General features: G+C 69.1%; 13 protein-coding genes. 5 read left to right on the forward strand and 8 right to left on the reverse strand.

The genetic code is table 11. The features are described 5' to 3' along the window. Nucleotides 1-14: 14 nt before the first annotated feature. Both DK427_RS23530 and DK427_RS23535 read right to left on the reverse strand, forming a co-directional pair. Nucleotides 15-998 carry a SphA family protein gene (locus tag DK427_RS23530; protein WP_109953503.1) on the reverse strand — a complete coding sequence of 328 codons (984 nt, stop codon included), beginning with the start codon at nucleotides 996-998 and terminating at the stop codon, nucleotides 15-17. Nucleotides 999-1,073: 75 nt separating this feature from the next. Further along, a complete protein-coding gene (locus DK427_RS23535; protein ID WP_109953504.1) occupies nucleotides 1,074-1,538 on the reverse strand; it encodes a cupin domain-containing protein in 465 nt (154 codons plus the stop codon). Between the two features lie 217 nt (nucleotides 1,539-1,755). Here DK427_RS23535 and DK427_RS23540 point away from each other — a divergent pair, with 217 nt between their 5' ends. Beyond that, nucleotides 1,756-2,790: an AraC family transcriptional regulator gene (locus DK427_RS23540; protein ID WP_109953505.1), complete on the forward strand. Its 1,035-nt coding sequence runs from the start codon at nucleotides 1,756-1,758 to the stop codon at nucleotides 2,788-2,790. 23 nt (nucleotides 2,791-2,813) lie between these two features. Here DK427_RS23540 and DK427_RS23545 read toward each other — a convergent pair whose 3' ends face one another. The 5 genes from DK427_RS23545 to DK427_RS23565 form a co-directional block, all read right to left on the reverse strand. Then, nucleotides 2,814-4,349 (reverse strand): flavin-containing monooxygenase, encoded by a 1,536-nt coding sequence (locus DK427_RS23545; RefSeq protein WP_109953506.1) that lies wholly within the window; start codon nucleotides 4,347-4,349, stop codon nucleotides 2,814-2,816. Between the two features lie 504 nt (nucleotides 4,350-4,853). Next, nucleotides 4,854-5,696, reverse strand: coding sequence for an alpha/beta hydrolase (locus DK427_RS23550; RefSeq protein ID WP_109953507.1), 843 nt, complete (start codon nucleotides 5,694-5,696; stop codon nucleotides 4,854-4,856). A 2-nt stretch (nucleotides 5,697-5,698) separates the two neighbouring features. Beyond that, on the reverse strand, nucleotides 5,699-6,112 hold the full coding sequence (locus DK427_RS23555; protein ID WP_109954342.1) for a RidA family protein: 414 nt from the start codon (nucleotides 6,110-6,112) through the stop codon (nucleotides 5,699-5,701). Between the two features lie 5 nt (nucleotides 6,113-6,117). Beyond that, nucleotides 6,118-6,609: an acyl-CoA thioesterase gene (locus DK427_RS23560; protein ID WP_109953508.1), complete on the reverse strand. Its 492-nt coding sequence runs from the start codon at nucleotides 6,607-6,609 to the stop codon at nucleotides 6,118-6,120. Further along, complete coding sequence (locus DK427_RS23565) at nucleotides 6,606-8,258, reverse strand: benzoate-CoA ligase family protein (protein ID WP_109953509.1); 1,653 nt, start codon at nucleotides 8,256-8,258, stop codon at nucleotides 6,606-6,608. The genes DK427_RS23560 and DK427_RS23565 overlap by 4 nt, the downstream gene beginning before the upstream one ends. A gap of 224 nt (nucleotides 8,259-8,482) precedes the next feature. Between DK427_RS23565 and DK427_RS23570 the strand changes: the two genes are divergently transcribed. Continuing rightward, a complete protein-coding gene (locus DK427_RS23570) occupies nucleotides 8,483-10,825 on the forward strand; it encodes a bifunctional salicylyl-CoA 5-hydroxylase/oxidoreductase (protein ID WP_109954343.1) in 2,343 nt (780 codons plus the stop codon). Nucleotides 10,826-10,911: 86 nt separating this feature from the next. Continuing rightward, nucleotides 10,912-11,427, forward strand: a complete 516-nt coding sequence (locus tag DK427_RS23575) for a MarR family winged helix-turn-helix transcriptional regulator (protein WP_245931098.1) — start codon at nucleotides 10,912-10,914, stop codon at nucleotides 11,425-11,427. Nucleotides 11,428-11,538: 111 nt separating this feature from the next. Here DK427_RS23575 and DK427_RS23580 read toward each other — a convergent pair whose 3' ends face one another. Further along, nucleotides 11,539-11,937 carry an acyl-CoA thioesterase gene (locus tag DK427_RS23580; RefSeq protein ID WP_245930686.1) on the reverse strand — a complete coding sequence of 133 codons (399 nt, stop codon included), beginning with the start codon at nucleotides 11,935-11,937 and terminating at the stop codon, nucleotides 11,539-11,541. A 173-nt stretch (nucleotides 11,938-12,110) separates the two neighbouring features. Between DK427_RS23580 and attM the strand changes: the two genes are divergently transcribed. Next, nucleotides 12,111-12,896 (forward strand): AttM family quorum-quenching N-acyl homoserine lactonase, encoded by a 786-nt coding sequence (attM, locus tag DK427_RS23585; protein WP_109953510.1) that lies wholly within the window; start codon nucleotides 12,111-12,113, stop codon nucleotides 12,894-12,896. A 16-nt stretch (nucleotides 12,897-12,912) separates the two neighbouring features. After that, complete coding sequence (locus tag DK427_RS23590; protein WP_109953511.1) at nucleotides 12,913-13,758, forward strand: fumarylacetoacetate hydrolase family protein; 846 nt, start codon at nucleotides 12,913-12,915, stop codon at nucleotides 13,756-13,758. Nucleotide 13,759 lies beyond the last annotated feature (1 nt).

A 13,759-nucleotide genomic window follows, 5' to 3' on the forward strand; every position in this document is an offset into this window, starting at 1 on the left:
GTCGTCGGAGGCGTTCAGTTGAAATGGCCGACCCAGCGCATTGTGTAGCGCTGGCCTTCCGGCCGATTCTGCGCGCCAAATTCATAATAGGCGTTGAAGAACAGGAAATTGTCCTTGTTGATCGCGTAGAGCGCGCCAGGTCCAAGGGCGAAGACGCGCTCGCGCCGGCCCGGCACCGCGACGCCGTTGGCGAGCGTGTCGCTGATCTGCTGCAGCCAGTAGCCGTTTACGCCGAGCTTCAGCTCCTTCGTCACGCTGAACTCGCTGGCGAAGTTGGCGTGCAGGGCCTGACCGGCCTGGGTCGTCACCGCGGTCGGGCCGAAGCCGACGTTCGGGCGGTCGTTCGAGGCGTTCCAGAGGTAGTGGAACCGCGCCGAGACGGTCCAGTCGGGCGTCAGGAACAGGGTGCCGGCGACGTAGGGGTTGAACGAAAAGAAGTTCGAGCCGGGGTTGACCGCCGCATTCGGGTCGTAGCGCCCGGTCGGCAGGATCATCTGCGCCTCGATGCGGCCGACGAACAGCGGCCCCTTCTCGCCCATGATCGGATCGAACTGGATGAACGGGCCGATCAGCAGGTCGCCGATGCCCTGGCGCGCCTTCAGCACCGCGCCGCCGAGGCCGTCGTCTGCACGCGAATCGATGATCGCCGGAACGATGATGTCGATGCCGAGCGCGCCGGAGCCGATCTTGATCGGCGAGACGTAGAGGAGCTGGGTCAGGCTGACGAAGGCGCTGACGTTCTCCCGCGGCAGGCCGAGGCTGGCCCCGCGGTTGTCGGTCAGGCGCCCGGCCGAATAGACCTGGAGATACTGGTTCGGATACCAGCCGGGCCCGGATGGCGGCGCGCCGTCGAGGAAGCTGGTGAAGCCGAGGTTCAGGTTCGGCAGGTCGTAGGCCTGGGCCGGTGCGGCGAACCCTACGGTTGCCGCCAGGGCCAAAGCTGCCCGCCGCGCGCGCGCCGCGATCCTCCCCCGCCGTGCTGCCACCCGTTTCGTCATGTCTGCCCCCTCGTTTCGCGTTCGTCGCTCGGCGCGCCCGCCCGGCGGACGGGCGCGGTGTGGATGGAGCGGGGCTCAGGCGCCCGGCACCGACCCCGGCGGCAGGAAATCGACTTCGCAAGTCGCGGAGCGGCGCACGACCTCCTCCGGATCCGTCAGGTCGTGGAGCTGGTCGAACAGCTCCTTCAGCCGCCGGCCGGGGCTGACCCAGAAGATCGCCCGGTTCGGCTTGTCGGTGCGGTTGTAATAGGCGTGCGGCTTGCCCTTCGGCATGCAGACGAGGTCGCCGACCTTCGCCTGGAGCCACTGACCGTCGAGATAGAGGTCAAAGGTGCCTTCCAGCACGTAGATGAACTCGTCCTGCGTCGGGTGGATGTGCGGCGGCACGAAGGTGCCCGGCGGATCGTAGGTCTCGAACGAGAAGGCGCTGTCGCTGTTCGCCTTGAACCAGTAGGTGTGGCCGAGAACGTTCCAGACGGTCCCGTCGACTCCTTCGCCGGCTCGGGTGATGCCAGCCGGAAGTGGTCCGATGTCGCTCATCTTTTCCTCGCTTTGCTGATTTTCTGGGCTGTCAATTCTGAATAACGGCGGCCTGTTTGGAGAAATAGTCAGGTTTCGGCCTCGGTCCGGCTATCCCATTCACGAGCCGGCTATCCGGATCGCGCAGGAAAAGCGGGTCCTGCCGCGCGAGGGCCCTTGTGCTGGTTTTGCTGCCACAGGCACCATCCGGCGATGGGCCTGGACGACCGATGGGACCATGGACGACGACGCGACCCGCGACCCGAGACACCTGCCGAATGCCTCCCGTCCGCTTGCCCGCTACGCGCTGGTCGAGACCCGGGACCCCGAGGCGGCGCGCGACCGGATCGGCCGGATCTTCTGCCCGCACCGATTGATTCCGGTGGGCGCCGACGCCGCCTCCCTGTTCGAGGCGCGCCATCACACGGTGGGCTTCGGGGGCCTGACCATCAACTACGTCACCTACGGCGCGGAAGTTGAGATCGATCCCGGCTTCCTCGACCGGTTCTTCCTGCTGCAGATCCCGCTCGCGGGCGCGGCCCTGGTGCGCAGCGGGCCGCACGAAACGATCGCGGACATCGAGCGGGCGACCCTGCTCTCGCCGCTGCTGCCGACCCAGATGGTGTGGGAGGCCGGTTGCGAGAAGCTGATCATCCTCGTGCCGCGCGACCTCGCGGAGGAGCATATCGTGCGCGTCCTCGACCGCATCCCGAAGCCCTTCGGCTTCGATCCGGCGATCGATCTGCGGCGTCCGCGTGGGGCGGCGATCCTGTCCCAGGCCAAGCTCCTTCAGCACCTCGCCGAGAGCCGGACGCAGCCGGCTTGCGGCACGAACGTGTTCGAGAGCGAACTCGCCTCCGCCTTCGTCACCCTGCTGGTCGGGCACATGCTGGAGCACGCGGAAGGCAGCGGCACCCTGCTGCGGCCGCAACTTGTGTCGGTGGCGCCGTCCCACGTGCGCCGGGCCGAGGAGTATGTCCGCGCGCATCTCGACTCCGCTCTGACGCTGCCGCAGCTGTCCGAGGAGGCGGGGGTCAGCATCCGCTCGCTTCAGGACGGTTTTCGCCAGTTCCGGGACAGCACGATCTCGGACTTCATCCTGGCCCAGCGCCTCGACCGCTGGCGGGCGCTGCTGCTGGCCTCCGATCCGGAGGCCAAGGTCGGCGACCTCGCGCTCGCGGTCGGTCTCAACCATCTCGGCCGGGCGGCGGCCGCCTACCGCGACCGCTTCGGCGAGGTGCCGTCCCACACCCTGCGCAACCGGCACCGCTGAGGCGCGGCGCCGGTCGCGCGGGCTCAGGCGGCCCGCGGCGTCTCGACCGCCCGGAGACCGGCGGGCTGGGGCGCGGCGACCGCCTGATAGGCCGGCGCCCGCTTGAGGAGTTCGGCGTAGACCGGGGGGCGCAGCGGCAGGAACGCGGCCGTGATCGGATTGCCCTCGCGGGTCCGCACGCCGATATCGGCCAGAAGCCCCGAGAAGTGGTGGTTGTGGTAGGGCGCGATGCAGAGGCCCCCATAGGCCTTGGCCGAGGGGCGCTCGCCGCGCCGCCACGCGAGCGAGCGGACGATGCCCGCCTCCATCTGCGCCCGGCTCGGCTGGCGCGCGAGCTGGCCGTCCATGAACCGCACCAGCCAGTTGGCGCCGAGTTCCGCCGAGAGGTTGGTGGCAAAGCTCGAATTGAAGCCGACGAAGCCGAGATCGGACAGGTCCGGGTTCACGATCATCCGGTAGAGCTTGTACTGGCCGTCCGCGTCGATGAGCTTGGCCCGGTCGGAGGCGTCGAGGATCGGGATCTCCTGGCGCCAGCCGGTGGCCATCACCACGAGGTCGGCCGGCACGCGCTGGCCCCCGGTCAGCACCGCGCTCTTGCCCTCGTAGGACGCGATGGTGCCCTGGATCGTGCGGATCTTGCCCTCGGTGACCAGCTTGTAGAAGCCTGGCGTCTCGACGGCGAGGTTGCAGTGGATGTCGTCCTCGATCCGGGTCTTGGGCAGCAGGCCATTCTTCTTCAGCTTGAACTGGGTCTTGAGCAGCGTCTCGAGCGCGCGCCAGTTCGCCCAGATCAGCGGGGTGGCGAGCCGCTGCACCAGGCGGCGGACCGGGCCGGCGTTGAAGGGCAGGAACATCGATTCCGCCGCGCGGCAATAGAGGATGTTCTTGAAGTTGATCAGCCCGCCGAAGAAGTAGGGAATCTTCCAGGCCGGATCCAGATAGACCAGCGTCACCCCTTCCGCGCCGTGCTTGACCGCGCTCACCGCCACGTCGGTGGCCGATTTTGAGTAGCCGAGCACGATCACCCGCTTGCCCCGCACCGATTCGGCGTCGGTGTGCTCGCTCGAATGCAAGATCGCCCCACCCATCGCGCGAAAGTCGTCGGCGCCCGGATGGACCGGCTTGTTCTTCTGGCTGAACTGACCGGTGCAGAGGGCGACGAAGTCGTAAGCCTCGGTCCGGCTCGCACCGTCGGCGCCCGCCACCGTCACGTCCCAGCCGCGGTCGGCGCGCTTCTTCAGCGCGCTCACCGACTGGCCGAACCAGATCAGGGGGATGAGGCCAAAGCGCTCTGCATAGGCGCGCAGGTAGGCGAAAACCTGGCCCCCCGAGGGCCATTCCGGGTAATCGGCCGGCATCGGCATCTGGCTGAAGGCGTAGATGCCCTTCGGGGTCTGGGTCTTCACGTCGGGATAGGAGCGCGACGGATCCCACACGCCGCCGAGATCGGGGCCGCGCTCGATCACCGTGACGCGGTGGCCGCGCTCGCGAAAGGCTTTCGCTGCGGCGAGCCCGCTGATGCCGGAGCCGATGACGCAGACGTTGCGTTGCGTGACCATGATCGTGACCCTCCTCGCTCGGGTGCCCCGTTCGGGGCGTTCCTCATGCAGGAAATGTCATCTCAGGCCGCCCGCGGAGCTATCCCGTACACGTGGCGACTATCCGGATTACGCAGCAATGCGCCGGAAACTCAAATATTTGGCCTCTTTTCCGGGTGATTTGTTGGGATTTGGTGTTGTTGCGTTGCGGCATGGCCGTGAGCATGTGCAATATATCGGGCAGATTGCCTGCTCGGAACGCAGCCTGTGCTCAAGATTTGGCTTCTTCTTGATCGGCCGAACACGAAAAACCCGGCCCATCATGGGGCCGGGTTGTTTCTTCTCTGGGCCTGTTTGACGGATTCATTCCCTCCACCCCCCTCATCCTGAGGTGCGGAGCGAAGCGGAGCCTCGAAGGAGGGCTCCGGCAGTCGTTGCGATCCCTTGAGCCCTCCTTCGAGGCCGCTGACGCGGTACCTCAGGATGAGGGGGGTGGATGGCGGAGCCGGTCGGCGCCTCCCGACCTCAGCACAGAGCCGCGACGGCGCGGGCCAGCGTTCCGTCCGGCTCGCGCAGGCTCAGCGCGATGTCGAAGTGGTTGTAGCCCGGCATCGCGATCCGCTGCCCGACATGGCCGGCCCCAGTCCAGGCCCGGAGGTAGCGCTCGGTCTGGTCCTTGAAGGCGTCGCTCTCCAGCCCGCCGACGGAGGCGAGGAGCTGCGCCCGCGAGCGCCCGGGAATCACGTGGAGTGGGCTGTTGCGGCGGGCCGCCTCGGGGTCGAGGCGCATCCAGGCGTTGATGTGGGTGTGGATCAACGGCTCCAGATCCATCAGGCCCGAGAGCAGCAGCCCGGAGGCGACCGCGTCCTCCAGCACGCCGAACGCATTTTGCCAACCGCTGGCCAGCAGCATGCCCCCGAGATGCCCACCGGCCGAGGAGCCGCCGACATGGATGCGGCGCCCCTCAAAGCCGTAGCGGCCGGCCTCGGCTTGCAGCCACGCCAGCGCTGTGCGGGTCTGGCGCACGATCTCGTCGAGATCGGCGGCGGGGGCCAGCGCGTAGTTCATCACCGCCACCGAGACGCCGTTCGGCACGAGGCCGAGGGCCGGGAAGGCGTTGTCGTCCTTCGACAGGGCACGCCAGTAGCCGCCGTGAATCCACAGGAACAGCGGGCTGCTTGGGCCTGCAGGGTAGAGGTCGAGGGTCTGGCCCGAGGCCGTGTCGTAGACGAGGTCCGCCACCCGCTCCAGGCGCGACACCGCCTCGACGCTCGCCGCGACGTAGCGGGCGTACTCCGTCTCGAAGCTCGGGACGCTGGCGCGTGCGTTGTACTCGCGGTCGAGCCGGTCGCGGTCCTCGGGCGTCATCGTCACTCCGGCACCACGGCGGTCGCCTCGATCTCGACGAGCGCCGGCGGCTCGACGAGGCGCACCACCTGCACCAGCGCCATGGCCGGGAAATGCGCACCGAATACGTTGCGGTAGACGCCGCCGAGATCGCGGCGGGCTTCGAGATAGGCGTCCATGTCGGTGACGTACCATGTCAGGCGCACGAGGTGGTGCGGCTCGGCGCCGGCCTCGGCCAGGATCGCCCGGATGTTGCTGAGCGCCTGATGCACCTGCGCGACGATCCCCTCGGGGAAGCGCTCGTCCGCGTCCCAGCCGACGACGCCGCCGGTGACGACGAGCCGGCCGGTGGCGGCCATGCCGTTGGCGTAGCCGCGGGGCGCCGGCCAGCCGGCGGGCTGCAGGATGGCGGCGCCTTGCGGCCGGATGTCGGTCATGATGCTCACGGGGTGTCTCCGGATGCTGTCGGAAGGCTTTGGCCGTCGCGGTAGTGCTCGGCCGCCGCACGCAGGTCGTCGGGAAGGGGAATGGCGCGGCGCTCAGTGAGCGAGGTGGTGACGATGACGAGGCGGGCGGCGATCACGGGCGCGTCGTCGCGAAACCCGCTCACCGCGAGGTCGAGCGAGGCGCCGCCGACGCGGGCGACCCGCACGAACACGTCGAGACGGTCGTTCCAGAAGCCGGGCCGGAGGAAGTCGGCCTCGGCGTGTCCGTAGCCGAGGCCGATGCCGCGGGTCTGGTGGAAGGCCTGGTAATCGAGCCCGAGCGCGTTGGTGAACCAGTCCTCCACGACGCCGTTCAGCAGGTCGAACCAGCGCGGGAAGTAGACGATGCCGGCCGGATCGCAGTGCGAGAAGCGCACGCGCACCGGCGCGCCGAACAGGCCGGCCTGATCCGCTCGCGCCGGCGGCGCCGCGCGGGCCGGAGCGCTCATGCCGTCACCACCAGGGGCGCGGGCTCGGCAGCCTCTTCGACGGCGCGCAGGCGTAAGGCGAAGCGCTGGATCTTCCCGGAGGCGGTCTTGGGCAGGCTGTCGACGAAGGCGACGGCGCGGGGATACTTGTAGGGCGCGATCTCGGCCTTGACGAAGTCCTGCAACGTTTTGGCCGGGGCCTCGGCACCGGGGGCACGGACGACGTAAGCCTTGACGATGGTGCCGCGCTCGGGGTCGGGCGCGCCGACGACGGCGCATTCGAGCACGTCGGGATGGCGCAGGAGCACCGCCTCCACCTCCGGCCCGGAGATGTTGTAGCCGGAGGAGACGATCATGTCGTCGCAGCGGGCCTGATACCAGAAGTAGCCGTCCTCATCCATGAGGTAGCTGTCGCCGGGATAGTTCCAGCCATCGACGACGTAGCTGCCCTGGCGCGGGTCGGCGAGGTAGCGGCAGCCGGTGGGGCCGCGGACGGCAAGACGACCGATCGTGCCGGGAGGAACCTCGCGGCCCGCCTCGTCCACCACGCGGGCCTCGTAGCCCGGCACCGGGCGGCCGGTGGCGCCGGGGCGCACCTCGTCCTCGGGCGAGGCGAGGTAGATGTGGAGCATCTCGGTGCCGCCGATGCCGTCGAGCAGCGTCCGGCCGGTGGCGGCCTTCCAGGCGTCGAAGGTCGCGCGGCTGAGCGACTCGCCCGCCGAGATGCAGCGGCGCAGCGACGACAGGTCGTAGGCGGCGAGCTTGGCCAGCATCGCCCGGTAGGCGGTCGGCGCGGTGAAGCAGATGGTCGCTCGCTCGCGCCCGATCGCCAGCGCCAGATCCTCGGGCCCGGCCCGCTCCAGCACCACCGCCGAGCCGCCGACCCGCATCGGAAACAGGATGATGGCGAGGCCGAAGGTGAAGGCGAAGGGCGCCGAGCCGATGAAGCGGTCGTCGGGCCCGGCGCGCACCACGTGGCGGGCATAGGTGTCGCAGATCGCCAGCAGATCGCGGTGGAAGTGCATCGCGCCCTTGGGCTCGCCGGTCGTGCCCGAGGTGAAGGCGATGAGGCAGACATCGTCCGCGGCGGTGTCGGCCGCGGTGAAGGCCGGGCTCTCGCCGGCCATCAGGGCTTCGAGCGAATCCGGCCCGCCGCCCCAGTACACGATGCGCTCCAGCCCCGGCGCGTGGGCGCGGGCGCCCTCCATCTCCTGCGCGAGGCGATGGTCGCACAAAGCGATGGCGATGCGGGCCTTTTCGAGCGGATAGGCAATCTCGCGGGCCCGCAGCAGCGGCATGGTGGCCACCACCACGCCGCCGGCCTTCAGCACGGCGAGGTAGGTCGCCACCATCATCGGCGTGTTGCCCGAGCGCAGGAGCACGCGGTTGCCGGGCTTGAGGCCGAGCCGGTTCACCAGCACGTTGGCGATGCGGTTCACCCGCTCGAGCAATTGCCGGTAGGTCAGCGATTCATGTTCGCCAATCAGGCACAGGGCATGGCCGCGGCCCTCCGCGATCCAGCGGTCGAGGAGGTGCGTCACGCAGTTCAGGCGGCGCGGATATCGCAATTCCGGCAGCGCGAAGATCAGGTCGGGCCAGGAGTCGCGCGGGGGGAGGTGGTCGCGGGCGAAGGTGTCGATCGCCTTGGCCGGCTCGGAGGTCGCATCCACGGTGAGGCCCTCGCGTTCGAGTGCGGGCCGGCCGGACCGCGTCGTCCGCCGGAATGATTTAGGCTTAAAGCATATTGCCTCCGGGCGCAATATGCTTTAAGCCTGAAACATATTGCGGAAGCCGATCCGCGGGTCTGTCTTCTTGGGAGGGTGCGATGGGAGATGTCACCAGCGCGGTTGCCGACGGTTCCGGCCTTCGCCCGAACGAGACGAGCCGCAAGCCCCTGCGCATCGCCGTCGTCGGCGCCGGGCCAGCGGGGCTCTACCTCTCCATCCTGGTCAGGAAGCGGTTTCCCGACGCGCAGATCACCGTCTACGAGCGCAACCGGGCCGACGACACGTTCGGCTTCGGCGTGGTGTTCTCGGACGCCACCCTCGACATCTTCGAGCGCTACGACCCCGAGAGCTACGCCCGCATCACGGAAGAATTCGCCTACTGGGACGACATCGCCATCCACGTGAAGGGCGAGGTGCACCGCATAGGCGGCAACGGTTTCTGCGGCTGCGCCCGCGCCACGCTGCTCACCATCCTTCAGGAGCGCGCCCGCGCGCTCGGCGTCGAGATGATTTTTCAGACGGAAGTCGATGCGGAGGATTTCGACGACCACGACCTCGTGGTCGTCGCCGACGGCATCAACAGCGCCTACCGGCAGCGCCATTCCGAGCATTTCGGCACCTCGGTCGATCTGCGCCCGAACCGCTTCGTTTGGATGGGCTCGACGAGGCCGCTCGACGCCTTCACGTTCCTGTTTCGCGAGACCGAGTGGGGCCCGTTCATCGCCCACGCCTACCAGTACGAGCGCGGGCGGTCGACCTGGGTGTTCGAGACCGACCCGGACACCTTCGAGCGCGCGGGGCTGGGTGGGCTCGACGAGGCGGGCTCCGCCGCCTTCATGTGCCAGGTTTTCGCCGACTTCCTCGGCGAGCACGAGGTGCTGACCAACCGCTCGATCTGGCGGCAATTCCCGATGATCCGCAACGCCCGCTGGGTGCGCGGCAACCGGGTTCTGCTGGGCGACGCTAAGGCGACCGCGCATTTCTCGATCGGCTCCGGCACCAAGCTTGCCATGGAGGACGCCATCGCCCTCTACGAGGCGCTGGTGGCCGAAGCCGAGGTTCCGGCGGCGCTGACCCGTTTCGAGAAGGGGCGGCGCGAGGAGGTGGAGAAGATCCAGCACGCGGCCGACGTCTCGCTCGTCTGGTTCGAGCACGTGGCGCGCTACCTCGATTTCGAGCCTGTGCAGTTCGCCTTCGGGGCGATGACTCGGGCCAAGGCCATCACCTACGACAACCTGCGCCTGCGGGCGCCCGGCTTCGTCGCGCGGATGGACCGCGCCTTCGCCGAGGGCGTCCGGAAGCAGGGCTTCGACGTGCCGCTCGACGAGCCCGCCGCGCCGATGTTCCAGCCGCTGCGCCTACGCGAGATGGTGGTCCCCAACCGCGTGGCGATGTCGCCGATGTGCCTATATTCCGCGCAAGACGGCGTGCCGAACGACTTCCACCTCGTCCATTACGGCTCCCGCGCCATCGGCGGGCCGGGCCTGATGTTCACCGAGATGACCTGCGTCGCGCGCGACGCCCGCATCACGCCGGGCTGCGCCGGGCTGTGGAACGACGAACAGGAGGCGGCCTGGGCCCGCATCGTGGACTTCGTCCACGCCCAATCGGCCACGAATTTCTGCCTCCAGCTCGGCCATGCCGGGCGCAAAGGCGCGACCAAGCTGATGTGGGAGGGCATCGACCGGCCGCTCGAAGCGGGCGGCTGGGAGGTGATGTCGGCCTCAAGCCTTCCGTACTTTCCCGACAGCACCGTGCCACGGGAAATGAATCGTGCCGACATGGACACGGTAATCACGGACTTCGTCCTGGCCACGGAGCGGGCCGAGCGCGCCGGCTTCGACATGCTGGAACTGCACTGCGCCCACGGCTACCTGCTGGCGAGCTTCCTCTCTCCGCTGACCAACCACCGCACCGACGCCTATGGCGGCAACATCGAGAACCGCCTGCGCTTCCCCCTCGAGGTCTTCATCGCGATGCGCGCGGCGTGGCCGGCGCATAAGCCGATGTCGGTGCGCGTCTCGGCGACCGACTGGGCCGAGGGCGGTCTGACGCCGGAGGACTCGGTTGCGATCGCGAGCGCCTTCCGCGAGGCCGGCGTCGATCTCGTCGACGTCTCCACCGGCCAGACCGCCACGGTCTCGCGCCCGCTCTACGGCCGGATGTTCCAGACGCCGTTCGCCGAGCGCATCCGCAACGAGGCCGGCACCGCGACGATGTGCGTGGGCAACATCACGACGCCGGACCAGATCAACACCATCCTGGCGGCGGGCCGGGCCGATATCGTGGCGCTCGGCCGCCCGCATCTCTCCGACCCCGGCTTCACCCTGCGGGCCGCCGCCTGGTACGGCGCGAAGGACATCCACTGCCCGCCGCAATACGCGCCGGGCAAGGATCAGGTTTTTCGCAATTCCGTGCGCGACCGGGCCGACCTCGAAGACCTCAAGGCGCGCGGGCGGCCCAAGACCCGGGCCGAACTGCGGTCGCCAGCCGCCACGGTCGCCTCGTGAACGGGAGCGTGGCCGCCCGCATTTGCGTTGCCCCGCGAAATCGGGCTGATGACGCCCGAAGCGTTCAGCGGGCCGGGGTCTTGGATTTGGGCGAGGCGGTCGAAGGTGACGAGGCGACCGGGGGGCGGGACACGCGCACGGCGGTGCGGGCGTGGCTACGCCTCCTCACCTGCACCACGCTGATCGAGAACGAGATTCGCTCGCGCCTGCGCGAGCAGTTCGACTTCACCCTGCCGCGCTTCGACCTGCTGGCCCAGCTCGACAAGGCTGAGGACGGGCTCGTGCTCGGGGAGGCCTCCAAGCTCCTGATGGTCTCGGCCGGCAACGTCACCGCGGTGGTCGAGAAGCTCCTCGTCAGCGGCTACATCACCCGCCAGCCCTCGCCGACCGACCGCCGCGTCCAGATCATCCGCCTGACGCATGCGGGCCGCGCCGCCTTCCGCACCATGGCGGAGGCGCATCACGGCTGGGTCGAGGAGCTGTTCGGCGGGCTCTCGGACGAGGAGACGGCGACCTTGACCGACAGCCTCGCCCGGCTCAAGCGCTCGGCGCAGGGGCGGATCGAACCTCGCGAACCGGCCCGGCGGCGGGCGGGCGCATAGAATGTTCAACGAGGTGAAACCTTGTTGAACATTCGAAAGGCGGGCTTCCTTCCAAGCAAGCCCTCGTCCGTCAGCAGAGTGAAGCCCGGACCAGACACCGGGCACCGTCCGTTACGGCACCGGCCGCGCCCGCCCCGCTTCATCGAGTGCGACCGAGACGAACAGCGCCTCGACCACGCGCCGCCGCTCCCCGCCGGCCGGTGAGCCCGCGAAGCCGTCGAGCTTGAGCCGCATCGAGCTGCGGCCGACCGACTCGACCTGCCCGTAGACCGAGAACTCCTCCCCGACCTTCAAGGCCGCGACGAAGCGCAGGTTTTCGACCGCGACCGTGGCGCAAGCGCCTTTCGCGCGCCGCATCCCGAGCAGGCCGGCGGCCTTGTCGAGTTCGGCCATGATCCAGCCGCCGAACACGCCGCCGTTGAGATTCGCCTCCGACGGCAGGGTCAAGGTGCGCAGCAGCGGCAGGGCTTTTTCGGTGTCCGCCGCGTCCCGCACCGATGTCTCGCTCATGGCTTCGTCCTCGAACGCGGGGCCGCCCGCCGCTGCGACGGAACCTAGGCGAAGCTCCTACCGGGGGCAAGCTTCAAGCTTGAAATTTCCCTTGACACCGTGGCGCAGCGGCGGCCTTATGTTGAAAGCTTCAATCTTGAAGCAAAAGACGACTCGTCCGTTCGGGAGGAACGATGTCCGAGATTCGCCTCCATCTCTTCCAGACTGGCAGCCTCGGCTGCCGCCGTCAGGACATCTACCTGAACCAGGGCCTGGGCGAGCCCTTCGAGATTCCGGTGCCGTGGTACCTCGTCACGCATCCGCGCGGGCACGTGGTGATCGACGGCGGGTTTCCGGCGGTCTGTTCCACCGATCCGCGCGGGCATTGGGGACCGGTCGCGGAGGTGTTCGAGCCCCGCGTCGCGCCGGGGCAGGATTGCGCGGCGCAGATGCGGGCGGCGGGCTTCGATCCGGCCGATGTCCGCACCGTGCTGCTGTCGCATCTCCATCTCGACCATACCGGCGCGATCGGCGTCTTCCCGAACGCCCGCCACGTCGTCCAGCGCGCGGCGCTCGACTACGCGCTCGCGCCCGACTGGTTCTGCGCCGGCGCCTTCGTTCGGGCCGATTTCGACCGGCCGGGCCTCGACTGGTGCCTGCTCGACGAGGCGTGGGGCGATTTCTTCGATCTCTACGGCGACGGCGTGATCACCTGCATCCGCTCCCCTGGCCACACTTTCGGGCATCAATCCTTCCTCGTGCGCACCCCGCGCGGCGCGACGCTGCTGGCGATCGATGCCGCCGACACGATGGACCACTGGGAGGACCGGGCGCTGCCCGGCGCCGTCACCTCCGTGACCGAGGCGGTGCGCTCCGTCGCCAAGCTGCGCGCGGTGGCCGAGCGGGCGCAGGCCCGCGTGGTGCCGGGGCACGACCCCGCCCTGTGGCCGAGGCTGGCCCAATACCCTGCCTTCACCTGACACTCGGAGACACGGCATGAAGCTGCTGCGATACGGAGAGCCCGGTGCCGAGCGCCCCGGCCTCCTCGACGCCGAGGGCCGCATCCGCGACCTTCGCGACCACGTGACCGACATCGCCGGGCCGTTCCTCACGGACGAGAGCCTCGCGCGCCTGCGCGCCCTCGATCCCGCCCGCCTGCCGCTGGCGGAAGGCACGCCCCGCATCGGCGCCTGCGTCGGCGCCATCGGCAAATTCGTCTGCGTCGGCCTGAACTACGCCGACCACGCCGCCGAGACCGGCAAGCCCGCCCCCGACGAGCCGGTGCTGTTCATGAAGGCGACGAGCGCCGTCTGCGGCCCGAACGACGCTGTCGAGATTCCGCGCGGCTCCCAGAAGACCGACTGGGAGGTCGAACTCGGCATCGTCATCGGCCGCCGCGCCAAGCACGTCGCGCGGGCGGAGGCGCTGGATCACGTTGCCGGCTACTGCGTCGTCAACGACGTGTCCGAGCGCGCCTTCCAGTCCGAGCGCGGCGGCCAGTGGACCAAGGGTAAGAGCGCCGACACCTTCGGCCCGCTCGGCCCCTGGCTGGTGACGCGGGACGAGGTGCCCGATCCGCAGGCCCTCGGCCTCTGGCTCGATGTCGACGGCGTGCGCCGCCAGACCGGCACCACCGCGCGAATGATCTTCGGCGTCGCCGAACTCATCAGCTACATCAGCGGGTTCATGACCCTCCATCCGGGCGACGTGATCGCCACCGGCACCCCGCCCGGCGTCGGCCTCGGCCAGAAGCCGCCGGTCTTCCTGCGGCCCGGCCAGACCATGCGGCTCGGCATCGACGGGCTCGGCGAGCAGCATCAGGCCGTGATCCAGGTGGAGTGAG

The sequence above is a fragment of the Methylobacterium radiodurans genome, from assembly GCF_003173735.1.
GTDB classification, from domain to species: domain Bacteria; phylum Pseudomonadota; class Alphaproteobacteria; order Rhizobiales; family Beijerinckiaceae; genus Methylobacterium; species Methylobacterium radiodurans.